General features: G+C 67.7%; 14 protein-coding genes. 8 read left to right on the top strand and 6 right to left on the bottom strand.

Going from position 1 to position 19,779, the window contains the following annotated elements; genetic code table 11:
• Positions 1 to 831 precede the first annotated feature (831 nt).
• The 6 genes from KVT39_RS00400 (at position 832) to KVT39_RS00375 (ending at position 7,748) form a co-directional block, all read left to right on the top strand.
• On the top strand, positions 832 to 1,614 hold the full coding sequence (locus KVT39_RS00400; RefSeq protein ID WP_034179697.1) for a Crp/Fnr family transcriptional regulator: 783 nt from the start codon (positions 832 to 834) through the stop codon (positions 1,612 to 1,614).
• A 168-nt stretch (positions 1,615 to 1,782) separates the two neighbouring features.
• On the top strand, positions 1,783 to 2,034 hold the full coding sequence (locus KVT39_RS00395) for an acyl carrier protein (protein ID WP_034179698.1): 252 nt from the start codon (positions 1,783 to 1,785) through the stop codon (positions 2,032 to 2,034).
• Positions 2,031 to 3,227, top strand: coding sequence for an acyl-CoA dehydrogenase family protein (locus tag KVT39_RS00390; protein ID WP_217586835.1), 1,197 nt, complete (start codon positions 2,031 to 2,033; stop codon positions 3,225 to 3,227). Before KVT39_RS00395 ends, KVT39_RS00390 begins: the two co-directional genes overlap by 4 nt.
• Positions 3,224 to 4,198 (top strand): amino acid--[acyl-carrier-protein] ligase, encoded by a 975-nt coding sequence (locus tag KVT39_RS00385; RefSeq protein ID WP_217586833.1) that lies wholly within the window; start codon positions 3,224 to 3,226, stop codon positions 4,196 to 4,198. The genes KVT39_RS00390 and KVT39_RS00385 overlap by 4 nt, the downstream gene beginning before the upstream one ends.
• Positions 4,195 to 5,268 (top strand): DUF1839 family protein, encoded by a 1,074-nt coding sequence (locus KVT39_RS00380; protein ID WP_034180089.1) that lies wholly within the window; start codon positions 4,195 to 4,197, stop codon positions 5,266 to 5,268. Before KVT39_RS00385 ends, KVT39_RS00380 begins: the two co-directional genes overlap by 4 nt.
• A 29-nt stretch (positions 5,269 to 5,297) precedes the next feature.
• Positions 5,298 to 7,748 (top strand): glycoside hydrolase family 2 protein, encoded by a 2,451-nt coding sequence (locus tag KVT39_RS00375; RefSeq protein WP_254640297.1) that lies wholly within the window; start codon positions 5,298 to 5,300, stop codon positions 7,746 to 7,748.
• 46 nt (positions 7,749 to 7,794) lie between these two features.
• Here the strand turns inward: KVT39_RS00375 and KVT39_RS00370 are convergent, their stop codons facing one another.
• Positions 7,795 to 9,186 carry a sigma-54 dependent transcriptional regulator gene (locus KVT39_RS00370; protein WP_034179702.1) on the bottom strand — a complete coding sequence of 464 codons (1,392 nt, stop codon included), beginning with the start codon at positions 9,184 to 9,186 and terminating at the stop codon, positions 7,795 to 7,797.
• Positions 9,187 to 9,875: 689 nt separating this feature from the next.
• Positions 9,876 to 11,099: a glycosyltransferase family 4 protein gene (locus KVT39_RS00365; RefSeq protein ID WP_081938393.1), complete on the bottom strand. Its 1,224-nt coding sequence runs from the start codon at positions 11,097 to 11,099 to the stop codon at positions 9,876 to 9,878.
• A 216-nt stretch (positions 11,100 to 11,315) separates the two neighbouring features.
• Between KVT39_RS00365 and KVT39_RS00360 the strand changes: the two genes are divergently transcribed.
• Entirely contained in the window at positions 11,316 to 11,978 is a 663-nt protein-coding gene (locus KVT39_RS00360) for a GNAT family N-acetyltransferase (RefSeq protein ID WP_217586829.1), read from the top strand.
• Positions 11,975 to 13,555 carry a mannose-1-phosphate guanylyltransferase/mannose-6-phosphate isomerase gene (locus tag KVT39_RS00355; protein WP_034179703.1) on the top strand — a complete coding sequence of 527 codons (1,581 nt, stop codon included), beginning with the start codon at positions 11,975 to 11,977 and terminating at the stop codon, positions 13,553 to 13,555. The genes KVT39_RS00360 and KVT39_RS00355 overlap by 4 nt, the downstream gene beginning before the upstream one ends.
• A 45-nt stretch (positions 13,556 to 13,600) precedes the next feature.
• Here KVT39_RS00355 and KVT39_RS00350 read toward each other — a convergent pair whose 3' ends face one another.
• From KVT39_RS00350 to KVT39_RS00335, 4 genes are all read right to left on the bottom strand, one after another.
• Entirely contained in the window at positions 13,601 to 14,857 is a 1,257-nt protein-coding gene (locus tag KVT39_RS00350; protein WP_217586827.1) for a right-handed parallel beta-helix repeat-containing protein, read from the bottom strand.
• Positions 14,850 to 15,932: an acyltransferase family protein gene (locus KVT39_RS00345; protein WP_217586825.1), complete on the bottom strand. Its 1,083-nt coding sequence runs from the start codon at positions 15,930 to 15,932 to the stop codon at positions 14,850 to 14,852. Before KVT39_RS00345 ends, KVT39_RS00350 begins: the two co-directional genes overlap by 8 nt.
• A gap of 109 nt (positions 15,933 to 16,041) precedes the next feature.
• Positions 16,042 to 17,394, bottom strand: a complete 1,353-nt coding sequence (locus KVT39_RS00340; RefSeq protein ID WP_217586823.1) for an oligosaccharide repeat unit polymerase — start codon at positions 17,392 to 17,394, stop codon at positions 16,042 to 16,044.
• Positions 17,395 to 17,459: 65 nt separating this feature from the next.
• Positions 17,460 to 19,727, bottom strand: a complete 2,268-nt coding sequence (locus tag KVT39_RS00335) for a polysaccharide biosynthesis tyrosine autokinase (protein ID WP_034179706.1) — start codon at positions 19,725 to 19,727, stop codon at positions 17,460 to 17,462.
• Positions 19,728 to 19,779: the final 52 nt, after the last annotated feature.

Below are 19,779 nucleotides of genomic sequence, written 5' to 3'. Positions count from 1 at the left end.
CGGCCCACAACCCTGAATCCGGCTGCCCATCGGCTTGTCACTTCCGGATTGAGTCGACCGTCCCGTTTCGACACGCCAGCCCGAATAAGCGATTTACGTGCCAATACCCGTCCGTCCTTAATATATGAATCACATTCGATTTAGATCGACCGAATAACCCGCCTAAAACGGAAAAAAGCGTCTCATTTCCGGACACTCTTCCGCGCGACGGACACCGTTCCGCATTCGACTGATCAATTTGCGCACCGGATCGGAGCCGCCGCAGCGGTGCCATGAGGCTTGCCGGTCATATACTTACAGCCTATTTTCAATTGTTTCCGCGATGTGCCGGACAGCACGCGCCACCGCCGCCCCGCTTCACACGGTCGTTTGAAACTGTCTCAAATTTGAATCGGCACACTAATTCCAGGCTCTGTCCGATACCGCACATATCGCATGCAAGCCATTGATTCTTAGAGAAAGTCGCGCAATCCCCGTTTATTTGTCAAATAATGTTCAATGCTCGCGCGACAATTTCCCTGTACGATGCGTGGCGTCGGCCGATTGATTCCCGATCGACATTGAATGATCGACCAGTCTGTCATTCCAATCTCGGATGATTAATTTCATGACAAATGAATCATTAAATCCGGATAACGTTTGCGCCCAATCAAAATCGTCAAATTTGGTGAAATGACGCAATGTGAAATTGGTTGAATTCAATTGCGTGCTAGCCTTTGCGCAGCATCGTCATTCGAATTTCGATGAACACAAGTCCGCACGAGCGTGCGAAATTCCCTTTTCGGGAGTATCGCCGCGACAGTGCGCGCCGCCACCCTACGAGGATGCGCCGTGACTCACCAGGCCCCCGACGTCGTCGCGCACGCGAACGGCATGATCGAGCTTTCCCACAGCTTCGATGCGAACCGGTTTCTCGCGGCCATCGACCGCGACGAGCTCGCCACGCTGGTCCCCCACCTTCAACTCGTTCACCTGGAATCGGGGCAGGTGCTGTGCGAACCCGGCGAAATGCTCGCAGCCGTCTACCTGCCCGTCACGACGGCGATCTCGCTGCAGTACGTGTCGTCCGGCGGCATGACGCTGGAAGTCGCGGAAATCGGCAGCGAAAGCGTGGTCTGCGACGACGTGATCGGCGGCAGCGGCCGGATGCCGTGCCGTGCCGTCGCCTGCCGCGACGGCTTCGTCTACCGGCTCGACCGTCGCGTGTTCGCGGCCGCGTTCGACGCATCTCCGGTGATCCGCCATCTCGTGTTCGTCTGCGTGCGGCTCTTGATGGCGCAGGTATCGCAGATCACGTTCTGCAGCCGTCATCACGTGCTCAAACATCAGTTATGCAGATGGTTCCTGCTGGCGTACGACCGTACGCGCAGCATCGAGATCCAGGTGACGCACAGCATGCTGGCACAGATGCTCGGCGTGCGGCGGGAAACGGTCACCGATGCCGCCGGCGAAATCCAGAAGCTCGGCCTGATCCGGCAATACCGGAGTTCGATCGAGCTGGCCGACCTCGACGGCCTCGAGAAGATGTCGTGCGGCTGCCGCGCGATCGTGCGCGACGAGATGAAGCGCATCCTGTCGGCCGATTCGGGCGTGCCGGCCGCATCGCGTGCCTGACTGCCGCGCCGATTCGTGCGGCGCCTGCATGCGGGGTTAGCGGTTTGTAGGGTGGCGAACAGAACGCCGAGCGTGCGAATGGTCTACTGATGCCGGACTGCCGGGGGGATGTCAGCGCAATGTGCGCGTCCGCCCCAGCGGACGACACCACGCACGCCGGAGCCGCACGTGAAAAACGAAATCAGAACCATCCTCAAGCACGTCGCCCACCTCGAAGCCGCGATCGATTCGATCGGCGACGGGGACGACCTCTACGAAGCGGGCCTCTCCTCGCTCGACACGATCCAGTTGATGCTCGCGATCGAGAAGCAGTTCAACGTCGAGATTCCCGACGAGATGCTGAACCGCAACCTGTTCCGCAGCATCGACGCGCTCGCGGACACGATCGCCACGCTGCAACGCACCGAGCATTCCGCATGAGCGCGCTGCTTCCCGAACTCGCGGCCGACAGCGAATCGCATCGGCTCGACGAGGCCGCGCACGCCGTCGCGCAGATCGCCGCGCAGCACGCGGATGCGGTCGACCGGGACGCGCGCTGCCCCGTCGAGGCGATCGAGGCGATGCGCGCGCGCCGGCTGCTGGGCGCGATGGTGCCGACCCATCTCGGCGGCGCTGGCGCGTCGCTGGCAGACATCGCGTCGGCCTGCTCGATCCTCGGCCAGGCCTGCGCATCGTCGGCGATGGTGTTCGCGATGCACCAGATCCAGGTCGCCTGCATCGTCGACCACGCCGTCGACCAGGGCTGGCACAAGCTGTTCCTGCAGCAGCTCGTGCGCCACCAGTGGCTGCTCGCGTCGGCCACGTCGGAAGACGGCGTCGGCGGCAACCTGCGCGCGAGCCAGTGCGCGCTCGAAACCGACGGCAGCGAATTCCGGCTGCGCAAATCCGCGCCGACGATCTCGTACGGCGACTATGCGGACGGCATCCTCGCGACCGCGCGACGCGACGCGGACGCGCCGGCTTCCGAACAGGTGCTCGTCACGCTGCTGCGCGACGGCTATACGCTCGCGCGCCGCGGCGAATGGGACACGCTCGGAATGCGCGGCACCTGCAGCAACGGCTTCGTGCTCGACGCACAGGGTGCTGCCGTTCAATGCCTGCCGGTGCCGTTCGCGAAGATCGCCGAGGAAACGATGGTGCCGGTCTCGCACATTCTGTGGGCCGCGGTCTGGATCGGCGTGGCCGGCGACGCGTTCCATCGCGCGCACCAGTTCTTCCGCGCGCAGGCACGCCAGACCGATGGCGCACCGTCGCCCGCGTCGCGGCGCATCGCCGAATCGCTCGAGCTGATGCAGGCGATGCAGGCCCGTGTCGACAACGTGCTGCGGCTTCATGCGAATACGTCGTCCCGCTCGTGGTCGGCCGGCATGGCCTGGGCCGCCGAGATCAACACGCTGAAGACCTACGTGTCGTCGACCGCGCTGGAAGTCGCGCAACAGGCGATGATGATCTGCGGGATGGCCGGCTACAAGCAAGGCACGCCGTTCAGCATCGGCCGCCACATTCGCGACCTGCACGCGGCGCCGCTGATGATCAGCAACGACCGCATTGCCGCCAACACTGCGAGCCTGCTGCTCGCGCTGCGTCCTGCGACGCTGGAGAAACATTCGTGAACGATCGCCTCGCCGTGCCCTCCGCCGCCTCCTCTCCCGCCGACGCGCCGCTCGTCCGCGCGGGCGTCAACCCGCTGCGCGATGCGCTGATCGACGCGGGCCTGCTGGTCTCGACCGGCATCCAGGGCCTGTTCGGCCGCAGCGAACGGTTCGAGCGCGTCGTCGAAGCGCTCGACGCGTTCGTCACCCGCCTCGGTGCGGATCAACAGGCCGAAGTGCTGCGCTTCCCGCCGGCGATGAGCCGCACCGAATTCGAGCGCAGCGAATACATGAAGAGCTTCCCGCAGCTCGCGGGCAGCGTGCATGCGTTCTGCGGCGACGAGCAGCAGCACCAGCGCCTGTTGCAATGCCTCGATCGCGGCGACGACTGGACGGAAAACCAGAAGCCGACCTACGTCGTGATGACGCCGGCCGCGTGCTACCCGGTCTATCCGGTCGTCGCACGCGCGGGTGCGCTGCCCGGCGACGGCCGGATCGTCGACGTGTTCTCGTACTGCTTCCGCCACGAGCCGTCGCTCGATCCGACCCGCATGCAGTTGTTCCGGATGCGCGAATACGTGCGAATCGGCACGCCCGAACAGATCGTCGCGTTCCGCGAGACGTGGATCGAGCGCGGCACGCGGATGATCGACGCGCTGCGCCTGCCGAACGCGATCGATCTCGCGAACGACCCGTTCTTCGGGCGCGGCGGCAAGATCGTCGCGAACAGCCAGCGCGAGCAGAACCTGAAGTTCGAGCTGCTGATCCCGATCGAGCACGACGACCGCCAGACCGCGTGCCTGAGCTTCAACTACCACATGGACCATTTCGGGCTGCTGTGGGACATCCGCACCGCGACGGGCGACGTCGCGCATACGGGCTGCGTCGGCTTCGGTCTCGAACGGCTCACGCTCGCGCTGTTCCGCCACCACGGCTTCGACATCGACGCGTGGCCGCGCGACGTCCGCGACGTGCTGTGGGGCACGCCATGAGGTTCGTTTCCCGCGACGGCGAAGACGCGTCGTTCGACGACGTGCGCCACCGTGCGCGCCACTACCGGCCGCACGCGCTGCACAGTCAGGAGATGGTCTGGAAGCAGACCAACTGCTACGTCGACATGTGGCTCGAGGTGCTCCGGTGGTGGGGCTTCAACCCGTACGCGGCGCTGCCGTTTACGATCGCGCTCGATTTCGAGGGCGACCAGTTCACGTTCTTCAAGTTTCCGCACGACGAACTGGAGCGGCTCTACGGAATCGTCGTGCAGGAGCACTCGATCTACGAGCCGCTCGACCAGCACATCGAAACCCAGGTCGCGCGCGGTCACCTGATGATCGTCGAGGTCGACGCGTGGTTCCTGCCCGACACGCGCGGCAGCAGCTACCGTACGCAGCACACGAAGACGACGATCGGCATCGACGCGATCGACCGCGCGAAGCACCAGATCGGCTATTTCCACAACAGCGGCTATTACGTGGCCGAGGATTTCGACTACAACGGGCTCGTCGGCGGCAGTTCGCCGATGACGCTGCCGCCGTATGTCGAAATCGCGAAGCGGCGCTTTGCGCCGCTCGACGAGCGCGCGCTGTGCGACGCATCGCTCGCCGCGCTGCAGCGCCACCTGCGGCGCCTGCCGGTCGTCGATCCGATCGCGGCATTCCGGCGGCAGTTGCAGACCGATGCGAAGACGCTCGCCGATGCGCCGCTCGAACACTTCCACGCGTACTCGTTCAATTCGGTGCGGCAGCTCGGCGCGAATTTCGAACTGTTCGGCCATTACGCGCGCTGGCTGCAGGCCAGCGGCTGCGTCGGGCCGTTCGCCGAGATCCGCGCCGCGTGCGACCGCATCGCGTCCGAAGCGATGGTGCTGGAGTTCCGGCTCGCGCGTGCCTGCGCACGCGGCAAGGAAGAACGCGGCGATTCGACGCTCGAAGCGATCGCGGCCGCGTACGTCGACCTCGTCGCCTGCGCGCGGCAGATCGGCTCGCCGCCGCGGCACGTGGCGCCCGCGACGCCTGCGGCGCCTGCGCGCAGCGATGCGGCGCCCGTGCCGGCCATGCGGTGACGCGCGCGCGTGCCCTGCCCGCGTGGTCGATGCTGGCGACGGCCGCGGGCGCCGCGCGGGAACCGCGCGATCTTCCGGCCGACGGCGACGGCTGGATCGCGGCGCCGGTGCCCGGCACGGTCGCGCAGGCGCTCGCGCTGGCCGGCCGGCTCGACGAAGCGGCATCGCTCGACGAACGCGATCACTGGTACCGGATCGAGCTGCGCGGTCGCGGGCCGCGCGTACTGCGCTTTCACGGCCTCGCGACGCTCGCGCAGGCGTGGCTCGACGACACGCCGATCCTCCGCTCCGACAGCATGTTCGTCGCGCACGACGTTCCCGTATCGCTCGACGGCACGCACCGGCTGACGCTCTGCTTCCGCGCGCTCGCGCCGCACCTGCGCGACGCACGCGCGCCGCGCCGTGCGCGCTGGCGCACACGGCTCGCGGAGCCGGCGGCGCTGCGCACGGTCCGCACGTCGCTGTTCGGACACATGCCCGGCTGGTTTCCGCCGTACGTGCCGGCCGGCCCGTGGCGCGCCGTCGACGTACTCGATCCGGCCGACGGCTTCGTTCCGGTCGACTGCGACCTGCGTGCGCGCATCGAAGGCGACGCGGGCTGGCTCGATGCCGAACTGACATTTGCCGCGCCGCTGCCCGACGCGCTCGCGGCGCGACTGTCGTGCGGCGAACACCAAGCGACGCTCGAACGCGCCGGCGCCGACCGGCTGCGCGCAAGCGTCGCGGTGCCCAACGTGCGCCGCTGGTGGCCGCATACGCATGGCGAGCCGGCACTCTACGAGATCGCGCTGCATATCGGCGACGAACGGCGGCCGCTCGGCTCGACCGGCTTCCGCACGATCGAGATCGATGCCGGCGCCGACGGCAAGGGATTCGGGCTGCGCATCAACGGCGTGCCCGTGTTCGCGCGCGGCGCATGCTGGAGCAGCGCCGCGCCGCTCGCGCTGCACGCGGACGACGCGACCTACGGCCGCCTGCTCGGGCTCGCACGCGATGCCGGCTTCAACATGATCCGCGTCGGCGGCACGATGACCTACGAGGCCGACGCATTCCATGCGTGGTGCGACCGGCTCGGGCTGCTGGTCTGGCAGGACTTCATGTTCGCGAACTTCGACCATGCGCTCGACGATCCCGCGTTCGCGGACAACGTCGACCGTGAAGCCGATCAATTCCTTGCGCGCCACGGCGCGTCGCCGTCGCTCGCGGTGCTGTGCGGCGGCAGCGAGATCGCGCAACAGGCGGCGATGTCGGGGCTCGGGCCGAAGCAGCGCTTCCTCGAGCTGACCGCCGAGCGGCTGGCCGGCCATGCGGCGGCGCGCCGGCCCGACGTCCCGTACGTACCCGATTCGCCCGACGGCGGCGTGCTGCCGTTCGCGCCGCGCGAGCGCGTATCGCACTACTACGGCGTCGGTGCGTACCTGCGCCCGCTCGACGATGCGCGCCGCGCGGACGTGCGCTTCGCGAGCGAATGCCTCGCGTTCGCGAACGTGCCGTGCGATGCGACGCTCGCCAGCCTCGGCTGGCCCGGCGTGCACGAGCCGCGCTGGAAGGCGGCCGTGCCGCGCGACCCCGGCACGTCGTGGGATTTCGAGGACATTCGCGACCACTATCTGCAAACGCTGTACGACGTCGTGCCGGACCGGCTGCGGCGCGAGGATCCGGCACGTTACTTCGAGCTGTCGAGGGCCGCGATCGCGGACGTGATGCGCGACACGTTCTCCGAATGGCGGCGCACCGGCTCGCGCTGCGCCGGCGCGCTCGTGTGGCAGTTCCAGGATGTCATGCCGGGTGCCGGATGGGGTGTGATCGACGCCGCGCACCGGCCGAAATCGGCGTGGTATGCGCTGCGCCAGGTGCTGCAGCCCGTGCAGGTGCTGCTCGTCGACGAAGGCTTGAACGGGCTCGACGTGCATGTGGTCAACGAGCGTCCGGCGCCGCTGTCGGCGGCCGTCGAACTGGTCGCGCTGCGCGACGGCCGCACGCCGGTCGCGCGGGCCGGCTGCCCGGTACGGATCGCCGCGCACGACACGATACGGATCGGCTCGGCCGAGCTGCTCGGACGGTTCTTCGACTGGACCTATGCGTACCGTTTCGGGCCCTGCGAACACGACACCGTCGTCGCGACGCTGCGCGCCGACGACGGCACGCTGCTGTCGCAGGCGTTCCATTTCCCGTCCCGCACGCATCCGGCCGTGCTGGCGCGCCGCGAACTCGGGATCGAAGCGTGCGTGTCGCGCACCGGCGATACGTGGCACGTCGACATCGACACGCGGCACGTCGCGCGCCACGTGCAGATCGACGCGCGGGGTTTCATGCCGCGCGACGACTGGTTTCATCTCGCGCCGGGCACGCCGGCGCGCGTCGCGCTCGTTCCGCTGGAAACTGCCGGGAAGATTCAGGATGCAGACGGCGGGCCGCCTGCCGTGGAAATCCGCGCGGTAAACGCCGCGCGAACGGTGCGCGCCACGCAGGCCGGTTGACGAACGCTCGCGGACGCCATGCGCCGCGAGCGCCGCGTTTCGAACGTCAGTCGGACGAACCCGTGCCGCGCGGCCGCTCGATCCCGTACGCTTCCATCCAGCGATACAGTGTCGCGCGCGACACGCCAAGCTCGCGCGCCGAAGCCGCGACGCGCCCGCGCGTGCGCAGCAACGCGGTTTCGATCGCCTCGCGCTCGATCGACTTGCGGATGTCGGCCACGGACGGCGACGCCGCATCGAGACAGTATTCGAGCTCGAGATCCCGCGCGGTGATCAGGCGCCCTTCGGTCATCACGACCGCGCGGCGCACGCGGTTGATCAGTTCGCGGACATTGCCGGGCCAGTCGTGCTTGTAGAGTGCGGTGATCGCGTCCGTCGAGAAGCCGCGCACGCGATGACGCGCATCGCCGCGGAAGCGTTCGAGCATGTGGTGCGCGAGCAGTTCGATGTCCTTGCCGCGCGCGCGCAGCGGCGGCTGGTCGATGCGCATCACGCACAGGCGGTGGAACAGGTCCGCGCGAAAACGCCCTTCCTCCATCGCGCCGCGCAGGTCGACGTGCGTCGCCGATACGATCCTGACATCGACCGGCACCGGATCGCTGCCGCCGAGGCGATGGATCGAGCGCTCCTGCAGAAAACGCAGCAGGCTCGCCTGGCTCTCGTGCGGCAGGTCGCCGATCTCGTCGAGCAGCAGCGTGCCGCCGTTCGCGGCCTCGACATAGCCGATCTTGCGCGCGTTCGCGCCGGTAAACGCGCCGCGTTCATAACCGAACAGTTCCGATTGCAGCAGATGCGGCGGAATCGCGCCGCAGTTGACCGCGACGAACGGGCCGTTGCGCCGCTCCGAATGACGATGGATCGCGACGGCCGTCAGCTCCTTGCCGGTCCCCGTTTCGCCGAACACGAACACCGGTGCGTCGGTGCGCGCGAAGCGCCGCACCGTGTCGAACAGCCGCAGCATCGCGCTGCAGGTGCCGACGATGCCTTTCTCGTCCGATTCGAGCTGTTCGCGGTCGCGCGCGAACAGGCACTCCATGCCGTAAGCATGGCCGACCGTATCGGCGATCCGCTGGTGCGACGCGGGCAACGTGACGTAGTCGAAGCAATAGTCGCGCAACAGCGCGCGCACGTTCGGGGAAGCGGTCTGGCCGACGTCGACGAGCGCGACCCACACGACGTCGCGCATCGATGCACAGGTCGACGCGATGCTGCCGATCGCATCGGCATGGCCGCCGCTCAGGTCGAGAATGCCGCAGGTGATTTCGCCGGGCGTGTTGCGCAGCTCGTTCGCATGCTCGACGATCGACACCTTCCAGTCGCGTCGGGCCAGTTCCTTTCGCAGCATGACGGACGGCGACTGCGTCCAGTAAATCAGCGGACGCTGCCCGTTACCGCTTCCCCCGCCGGCGCTCTTATCGCGCGTTATTGGCATATTCATAACGAACCATCACTTTCTCCACTCCGCGAACCGTTCGCGTGCGCTGCGGCCGGCGGCGCATGGCCGCCTGTCCGCGCTGCGTTTCCGCAGCTTTGGCGAAGATCGAAACTGCACACGGCGAGAGCCCCGGAGGTCGAGCCGGATGTCATCCGGCCTCGTTGTCATCGAACTCGAAGAGAACGCGCGGCCGCGGGAGCCACGACGTTCCGGCTTTGATGCGACGCGCCGTCTGGCGGGGCACGTCGGCAAACGGCAAATCCGTCCGCAGGTGCGTCGCGTCATACACGACAGTCGCGCCCGATGCCGAACCGGATGACCGCCAACCCGCTCCCGGAATGACCGCCGCATTTCATCCGTTCGTGAATCTACACCCCGTTTCGAGATGGCCGTGTTACCAAAAGATAAACATGATTCAGCCCATTACGCCACCGGTCGGCCCGCACAACACACCTTTGACCACTGAAATTTGATTATCTATGACTATTCCCGTCAATCAGTGGCAAATCCCACTTTTCGGCAAGATCGCTACGTCCATTGCCCGCGATTTTCTCCGAAATCCCGGAATAAATCCGGACGTCCCGCTCGGCGAGTCGATAATCGCGGCGCGCATGCCCCGCCGGCACCGCACGGCGAACGCACGCGCCCGAGTCGTCCGTTACAGCGTCGTAACCAAACGCCGGCGCCGCCGGTCAGGTCCGCAGTGCCGCCTCGCGTTGCCGGGCCTGCCGATCGTGCAGGCTGCCACGGGCCGAAACGTCGTCGCCCGGCGTGAAACCGGCGGTGCCGGCCATCTCCTCCTGCAATGCAGCATAACCGTCCATCACGAAGCGCGTGAGCTCGCCGCGGAAACGCGCCGAACCGAAGCATTCTGCATTTGCGCGGCACGCGTGCGGGTCGAACGAACCGCGCGGCAATGCTTCGAAGCGGGCCAGCGCGTCGACCAGCGCGTCGACCGTCTGCGCGCGGTAGAACAGGCCCGTTGCACCGGCGCACGGCCACGCGCGCACCGACTCGCGCACACCGCCCTTCCCGTAAGCGATCACGGGCGTGCCGCACGCCTGCGCCTCGACCGGCGAAATGCCGAAATCCTCTTCCGCCGCGAACACGAACGCGCGTGCGCGCTGCAGGTGGTCGTGCAGCACGTCGAACGGCTGGTAGCCGAGCAGCGTGACGTTCGGCCCGGCAAGCGCGCGGATCTTCGCCATTTCAGGCCCGTCGCCGATCACGACGAGACGGCGCTCCGGCGTACGCGAGAACGCGTCGACGATCAGGTCGATCCGCTTGTACGGCACGAGCCGCGACGCGGTCAGGTAGAACGCGTCCTTGTCCGTGCGCAGCGACAGATGGTCGACGTCGACCGGCGGGTAGATCACCGTCGCCTCGCGCCGGTAGGTCTTGCGGATGCGGCGAGCGATGAAGTGCGAATTCGCGGCCACGCGATCGACGCCGTTCGCCGAGCGCGCATCCCAGTTGCGGATGTAATGCAGCAGCGCCCGCGCGATTGCCGATTTCGGCCCGCGCGCGAGCCCCGCCTCGTTCAGGTACTGGTGCTGCAGATCCCACGCATAGCGCACCGGCGAATGCACGTAGCTGGCGTGGAACTGGTCCGGGCCGCTCAGCACGCCCTTCGCGACCGCATACGAGCTCGACAGCACGATGTCGTATTCCGACAGGTCGAACTGTTCGATCGCAAGCGGAAACAACGGCAGATAGCCGCGGTAGCGCTTGCGCGCGAACGGCAGCTTCTGGATGAAGGACGTGCGCACCGCGCGGCCGCGCAGGCAGTCCCGATCCTCGAGGAAATCGACGAGGCTGTAGATATCGGCCTGCGGAAAGCAGTCGATCATGTGCGCCAGCACGCGTTCGGCGCCGCCAGGCACGACCAGCCAGTCGTGAACGATCGCAATCTTCAAGTACTGCCCCTGGTTCTTCATTCACGTTCGATGTCGGCAGACCGCGCAGTGCGGCCGCCGTGACGTGCCAATTATCGGAAAGCCTCGGCACGGCCGATGTGTGCTACCGCACATTGCGCCGCTGTCGGCGCGCGCATTGCCGTGCAGCATGCCGGCCGCGCGAAACCGCTGCGTGAGTGCGCTTTCGAACAGACCGGCGCGCGCGGCATCCGCATCATGACCATTGCCGCACTGCACGGAACGAACGCGTCCGTGCGGTACAGCGTGCTGAAGGCTTCACGCGAGGACCGCATCATGGAATGGCATTGTTGTGAATTCGAACATCTGAGCGCCGTCGATCTCTATGCAATCCTGCGCGCGCGCAACGCCGTGCTGGTGGTCGAGGACGCACACACGCATCTCGACATCGACGGCAAGGACGCCGGCGCACTGCACGTGTATGCAAGCGTGCGCAACGGCGACACGGCGGAAGTCGCGGCCTACGCGCGCATCCTGCCCGGCGACGACATCGATCCGGATGTCGTGATCGACAAGGTACTGACAAGCGAGGCGTGTCGCGACGGCGATACGCTCGAACGCCTGATCGAACGCGCGCTGACCGCCGCGCTGGCCGCATGGCCGGACGCGGCGCTCCGTACGCACGTTCCCGCGCCGCGCCAGGCGTTCTACAAACGCTTCGGATTCCGCAAGGCGTACGGCCCGTATCTCGAACAGGGCGCGCCGTTCGTCGGCATGATCCGGCCGGCCGATCGCGCCGCCGGTGCGCTGCGTCAACTGCTGTCCCGGGCCGTTTCGACGCCCCGGCCCCGAAACGAAGACGTGCTCGCCGACGGCCGCGCGCACAACCGGCTGCCCGCCGATACCGGAGCCAATCGATGACCCGCACCCTTCGCCCGGTTCCCGAACCCGACCTGCCGCGCATCCTGCCGGTCATCCTTGCCGGCGGCTCGGGCACGCGCCTCTGGCCGCTGTCGCGCGAGCAGTTTCCGAAGCAGCTGATCGAGCTGACCTCGAACGAATCGCCGCTGTCGGCGACGGCGCGCCGCCTGAACGGCATCGCGAACGCGTCGCTCGGCGACACGCTGCTGCTGGTGTGCGGCGAACAGCATCGCATCATGAGTGCCGCGCAAGTGGCCGACCGTGCGGCGCCGGCGCGCATCCTGCTCGAGCCGGCCGCACGCAACACGGCACCGGCGCTCACGCTCGCCGCGCTCGACGCGAGCGCGCTCGCGGACGATCCCGTGCTCGCGGTGATGCCGGCCGATCACGTAATCGCCGATGTCGGCGCATTCCAGGACACCATCGCTCGCGCGGCGCGTTACGCGCAGGAAGGCGCGATCGTCACGCTCGGCGTACTGCCGCGCCGTGCGGAAACGGGCTACGGCTATATCCAGGTCGGCGAGCCGCGCACCGGCCGCCACGGCGGACAAGGCGGCTATTCGATCGGGCGCTTCGTCGAGAAACCCGACGCGACGCTCGCCGAACGCTACCTGCAGTCGGGCGACTACTGGTGGAACAGCGGGATTTTCGTCACGCGCGCGTCGGTCTGGCTGAAGGCGATCCGCACACTGGCGCCCGCGATCCATGCAGCCTGCGAAGCGGCGTGGCGCGCGGGCGTCGCCGAGGATCCGTTCTTCCGGATCGACGCGGCGGCGTTCGACGCCTGCCCGTCCGACTCGATCGACTACGCGGTCATGGAGCGCCTTGCCGAAAGCAGCGAGCTCGGCATCGAAGGGATCGTGGTGCCGCTCGCGGCCGGCTGGTCGGACGTCGGCACCTGGGATGCGATCTGGGAAATCATGCCGAAGGACGATCACGGCAACGTCGCGCGCGGCCCGATCGTGTTCGAGGACACGCAGGACAGCTTCGTGCGTTCGGAGGGGCGGCTCATCGCATGCGTCGGGATGAAGGACGTCGTCGTGATCGAAACGCCCGACGCGGTGCTCGTCGCAAACAAGCACGACGTGCAGCGCGTGAAGAACATCGTCGCGCGCCTGAAGAGCGACCGGCGTCCGCAGGCGAGCGAGCACCGCAAGGTGCAGCGTCCGTGGGGGCACTACGATTCGATCGATCTCGGCGAACGGTTCCAGGTGAAGCGGATCGTCGTCGAGCCCGGCAAGCGGCTGTCGCTGCAGATGCACTACCACCGTGCGGAGCACTGGATCGTCGTGCGCGGCACCGCGAAGGTGACGCGCGGCACCGAGACGTTCCTGCTCAGCGAGAACGAATCGACGTACATCGCCGTCGGCGAGGTGCATCGCCTCGAGAATCCCGGCCGGATTCCGCTCGAGATCATCGAGGTGCAATCCGGCAACTATCTCGGCGAAGACGATATCGTGCGCTTCGACGACCAGTACGGACGCGCCGTCGTCGACGCGCTGCCGGAAACGCGTGCGGTGCCGCTCGCTTCGCGGGAACCGCATGAGCGGGTTGTGGAAGGAGATATCGTGCGGTAAGCGCGTTAAGCGCAGGCCGTGCCCGCCGGCGCGCGCATCGTGTCGTCAATCGATGCCGCGCTGCGACCAGCGTGCCTGCCTCAGCGATTCGCGCACGCGCGGCAACTGCGACGTGTCCGCGCCCACCGTCACGCCGGTCGCGAGCGGCTGTACGACCGCCGCCCCGCACTGCCCCACCTTCGATCCTCCTGCATTCGGGTGGCCCGCGGCGCAGCCGCCACCGCCCACCTGCACCGGCATCCCGCCGATCGCGGACAACCGGTTATCCGCGATCCGGTATTGCGACACGTTTCCCCATACGCGAATGCCGGCGAACCGCGCGCGCGACACGCGGTTGCCGACCACGACCACGCGCGTCACCGAGCCCGACCACGTACTGACGTCGATCGCGGCCTGCTGCGTCAGCGGGCGCGGATCGGTGCGCGCGGTCGCGGTCTGGATATCCGAGATCTCGTTGTTCTCGACCAGCACGCCGGACGCGCCGTAGGTCCGGAAGCTGTCCTCCTGCGCGACCAGAATGCCCGCGCTCACCTGCACGTTGCGCACGATGTTGTTCGCGATCGTCACGTCCGCGCCGCCGACCACCGTGATGCCGCGCCCCCACGCATTGCCCTCGAGCGAGTTGCCGGTAATCAGCACGTTGCGGCTGAGCACGCCGTCGCCCTGGTAGCTCACCACCGCAATCATGTCGTCGCCGGTGCCGCGCACGACGTTACCCTGCACGAGCACGTTGCGCGCGCCGTGCGTGATGTGGATGCCGTCCGCCAGCGTCGCCAGCACCTCGTTGCCGACGATCGCGACATCCGCTCCGCCGAACACGAAAATGCCGCCGCCACCGCCGTCGATCACGTTGTCGAGCACCTGCACGCCGCGCCCGGTCACTTCGATCTTGGTCGATTTCGGCGTTTCCATCCGCGTCGAGCCGGTTCCTGCGAGCCTAAATCCGACGATCGTCGTGCCGTCGCCGCGCATCTCGATCGTCTGGTCGTCCGGCACGGTCGCGATCAGCGTCGCGCCGTAACCCGACAGCACGACCTGCGCTTGCCGAACGACGAGCGAACGGCCGACGATGTAGCGCCCCGGCGCGAACACGAGCCGCTGGCCGGGATGCAGCGCGTCCAGCGCGCGTTGCAGCGCGTCGGCCTGGTCCGCGCCGTCGGGTGCGGGGTCGACATGCGCATCCGGCACCATCGCGTGGATCGCGCCCTGCGCCGCGGCGTGCACCGCCAGCGCGGGACTACCCATCGCCCATACGCCGAGCATCGCGCAGCAGAGACGGGAAAGGCATCGGCGTCTACGCATGCCGGCCGCTTCCACGCGTGTCATGCGGCCTGCGGGCGCACGACACGCGCCCCGGCCACGACGGAAATCCGGCCAGCCGAGCAGTCCCCGTGCGCAGCGCGATCAGGTAGACCGTCATCGGAACCGCCAGGCCGGCGAGCGTGCCGAGCACGAGGTGCGTCGCGAGGCTGCTGACGCCCGCGCGCATCAGCACGATGCGCACGCCGCCCATCACCACGATATGCATCAGGTAGATCGGCATCGACGCCCACCCGACCGCCACCAGCCACCCGGCCCGCGCGGGGGACGACGCATACCGGTACGCAAATTGCAGCATCAGCGCGATGCCGGCGAACGCGGCGGGCACGGCCCAGATGCTCGTTGCACCGCCCAGGCCGTGAGCCAAAACGACCGCCGCGACGAAGACCGCCGCCGTCACCGCGCATGCGGCGGGATCGCTGTGGCGTTCGAGCCAGCCCGGCAACGCGCGCGATGCAACGACGCCGGCCACGAAGAACGGCCAGTTCATCAGCGTCGTCGACAGGATGCCCCATTGCGTCGCCGCGCCGATGGCCAGCCCGAGCACCGCGCTTGCAATGAGCGCGCCGCGGATGCGCGGCGGAATCGGCACCTGCGCAAGCGCAGGCACCCGCCGCGCAAGCAGCCAGACGCCGATCATGCAAAGCATCAGCGCATACAGGAACCAGAACTGCGCAAACGGCCGCCAGCCGATCGCCAGCAGGTCAGCGAGCGTAAACGGATGATTGGTGCCGTGCGACGCCATCGCGATCTGCACGCCGCCTTGCAGGACCGACCACATCAGGTATGGATAGACGATCGTCCGCACCTTCGCCCCGATGAACCGGTGCGGCGCGCTGCGCAACGAGCCGCAGACGTGCAGCCCGGACAGGAAGAAGAACAGCGGCATGTGGAACGTGTAGATCACGTAGTCGATCCATTCGAACGCGGTATCGGGCAGGCCCGCCGGCACGAGGCCCGACGAGGCGGCTCCGCGCAACACGTGTCCGTAGACGACAAGCATGATCCCCGCGCCACGGGCGACGTCGAGGCTGGTTTCGCGTGCGGTCGTAGTCATGTGAGCGGTCGATGCGGCGGCCCCGTCAGGGCCCGCGCGCGTTGCGAGTGGTCATGAGACGCTCCACTCTATGCATGCCGGCGACGAAAGACTGTGGGCTGGGCGACAGTTAGCCGATATCGGGCGCATGCCGGATCGCGGCGACGCGCGCGGCTGCTGGCGACGCCCGTTGCGGGCGCTTCGCGAACCACCGGAACACGACGATCAACAGCACGACCGGTACGAAGTTGCGACCGCTGAACAGGTTCGGAATCCGCAGGATTTCCATCAGCGACACATAAAGCACCGCGTGCGCGCAGCACCAGAAGCCGTTCCCGCTCCGCCAGCCCGCATAGCCGCGACCGAACACCCAGCCGGCAAACGCCGCGTTCAGCAACCCGAACCAGCCCCATTCGTAGAAGTGGACGAAGATGCCCGACGGATTGTTGAACTCGGGGTCGGCGTAGCTGTTCAGGAACAGGTCGAGACTGTCGCCCGAATCGAGCCACGGCTGCAGCGTTGCGCCGATCACCGGGAAGCGCAGCAGCCAGTCGAACGTGAACATCGGATGCCCGCTGCCCCAGCCGAGCACGTTGAGGATCCCGGCGCCGTTGTTCAGCGACGTCGAGTAATACAGGCCCAGGCGTTCGAGCGCGAAATCGAAGATGTTGTCGTAGATGTTGATGTAGTAGGTTTCCCACGACCGGTTGTATTCGTTCACGATGAACAGGCCGAGCAGCAGCGGAATCGCCGCATACGGCCCGAGCGCCAGGAGCCGCGAACGCTTGCGGCCGAACCGGAACCGCACGACCATCAGCGCGAAGGGCAACACCACCTCGATGATCGCGAGCCGCTCCGCAAAGATGAAGCTGCGCAGCAGCGTCAGCACGGTGAGCATGGCCAGGTACGCCTTGTAGCGGTTGAACCCCTTGACCGGCGTCCGGAACACGTAGAAATACAGCGCGACGAACGGCGCCGTCGCCTGCGTGAAGGTGCTCAGGCCGGTGACGCGCCCTTTCAGCTCGATCAGCTCGAACGTGTTCGCCGTGCCGGACAGGAACGACAACAGCACGGCCGGATGCGCGAGGATGCCGCTCATCATCACGAGATAGCCGAACAGCGCGAGCGCGAACACGAAATCGAGCACGCGCGGCGACAGCTCGACCGGCCCGTCGTCCGGCACGCGCCGGAACTGCGCGTCGGTCGCCGCGAACCACGCGGACGCGGTCAACACCAGCAGGAACAGGCCGCCCGCGAACGCGGCGTAGCCGTCGAAATAGATGCGTGCGATCGACTTCTGATCGCCGAGCAGGCCGATCGACAGCATCGCGTACAGCGGCAGGATGAAGATCAGCACGAGCCGCGCCGGATCCTCCCACCAGTAACCGGCGTAACCGGCAGCCCGGGCGGCGCGCGCCGCCCGGCGCACCGTCGCCGGCTGTCGCTGCCGCACGCGCACGCCGGCCCCCACTCGTTTGTTCATGATGTCCGTTCCATCGCTACCCGTGCGCGCACCGCGCGAACCCGCCGGCGTCACGCGTTCGCCGCTCAGCGCGCTGGCGGCCGCGCCGCCATCACGCCAGCGTAGCCGGACGCGGCCTGATGGGTGTTCGCATCCGTGTAACCGTAGTCGTACCGTCCCGGGCTGCCCTTGAAGTCGTTCAGGATCACGCCGCGTACGTCGATATGCGCGTGCTCGAGCCGTCGCGCACTTTCGTCGAGCTCGGTCAGCGTCGTCACGCCGCTGCGCGCGACGAGGAACACGGTCCCGGCCAGGCGTCCGAGCACCAGCGCGTCGGCCACCGGCAGCAGCGGCGGCGCGTCGATCACGACCATGTCGTAGCGCGACGCGACGCGCTCGATCAGCTCGGCGAGCGCGGGTTGCAGCAGCAGTTCGCCCGGATCGGGCACGACGTTGCCCATCGGCATGAAATCGAGGCCGGGCGCCGCATCGCGCTTGATCGCCTCATCGAGCGCGTGCGTGCCGGCGACCACATCCGCCAGGCCCGGCGCGCGGCTGTAGCGAAACCGCTCGTGCAGCGAGCCCTTGCGAAGGTCCGCGTCGATCAGCAGCACGCGCCGCTTCGCGGCGCCCACCAGCGACGCGAGATTCGCGGCGACGAACGACTTGCCGACGCCCGTCGTCGGCCCCGAGATCAGCACGACACGGTTCGGTGCGTCGGACATCGACAATTGCAGCGCCGTGCGGAAATTGCGCAGGCTTTCGAGCGCCGCGCCCTCCGGGGCGCCCGGCGGCTCCGGCGTGCGCGCGCCGCGCCGCCGCGCTGCCTTCGACGGCGGCACGGCTGGCTCGGACACCGGGCTGTGCGGCACCGCCGCGAACACCGGCAGGCCTGTCGACCATTCGATTTCCTCGACGTCGCCGACCGTGCCGGCGACACGCTGCCGCACGATCACGACCGCGGCGCCGGCCAGCAGGCCGAGGATCAGCGACGCGATCACGGCCATCCCGCGATGCGGCCCGGTGGGCGTCTCGGCGACCTTCGCGGCATCGACGATCCGCACGGTGCCGGTCTTGCTGGCCCGCGCGAGGATCATCTGCTGGCGCGTGTTGAGCAGGTTCGTGTAGAGCGCGGTATCGACCGCCACGTCGCGCTGCAGCTGCAGCACGCCCTGCTCGACGGTCGGCAGCTGCTGGATCTGCTTGCGCACCGTGTCGAGCGAATGCTGTGCGTCGGCGAGCTGCGCGTCGACCGCGACGACGGCCGGATGCTTCGGCATGAACCGGGTCAGCAGCTCTTCGCGGCGCTGCTGCAGCGTCTGCACGCGCGTCTCGATGTCGACCGACTGCTGCCGCAGCGCCAGCCCTTCGTCGCTCGTGTTGACGGTGCCGTGCGACGCGCGGAACGCGTTGAAGCGGCTTTCCGCCTGTTCGAGCTGCGCCTTCAGTTGCGGCAACTGCGCGTCCATGAAACGGATCAGCTTGTCGGCCGCCGCGGACTTGCGCTGCGTGTTCTGCGCCAGATACGCGTCGCCGACCGCGTTCAGCACGCGGCTGTCGTGCACGGGATCGGTACCGTCGAGCGTCACGCCGATCATGTTCGACTGCTTGCCGCGCTCCGAGATCAGCGCGTTCTTCTGCAGCCACGCCGTCGCCTCTTCGTCAGCGTAGCGCGTCAGGTCGAAGCGCGCGCCGGGCTCGCCCGCGACGCCGCGCACGAACACGTCGAGCGGCCCCTGCGGCGTCTCGACGTGCAGCGGCTGGCCGACCCTGCCCTGCCATACCGGGCCCGTCCTGCCGAGCAAGCCCGTGCGCTGCAGCGTATAGGCGCCGTCGTTGCCGACGGTCAGCGCGAAACGCTTGCCGAGGAAACGCTTCGGCACGTCGAAGGTCGGTACGTCGATGCGCTCCGTGCCGTACACGTAACCGCCCGGCAGCGGCGACGACAGCCCGTCGGCCGCGTTCACGAACCGCCAGCCGACGATCGGCAGGTAATGCGGCCGCGCGTCGACGGCCAGATTGGTATCGTCGACCGCCCGCGCCATCACCGCGCGCGATTTCAGCACCTCGATCTCGGTCGATGCATCGGTCTTCAGGTCGAACACCGACGACGGATCGCCCGGCGGCGAGTTCGGCTTCGACTCGGTCGGACTCTGCTCGACCTGGAACAGGATGTCGGTCCGGTAGACGGGACGCGCGCAAAGCGCATAGACGGCCCCGGCAAGCGCGCCCGCGAGCGCCGTGCACAGGATCAGCCGCCGGCCGCCGACCAGCATGGTCCAGTAGCGGCGGTACGGATAGGACGGCCGCAACGCGGGCCCGTCGTGCGGGTCAGGCAGGGTCAGGGAGTTCATGCAGGATCAGTCCCGTAGGCGCGACGAATCGCGATCGCGAAATCGGTCACGA

Source organism: Burkholderia sp. GbtcB21, assembly GCF_019091065.1.
GTDB classification, from domain to species: Bacteria; Pseudomonadota; Gammaproteobacteria; order Burkholderiales; family Burkholderiaceae; genus Burkholderia; species Burkholderia pyrrocinia_C.
The sequence above is the reverse complement of the archived record's forward strand: the minus strand, read 5'-3'. Positions and strand labels throughout refer to the sequence as shown.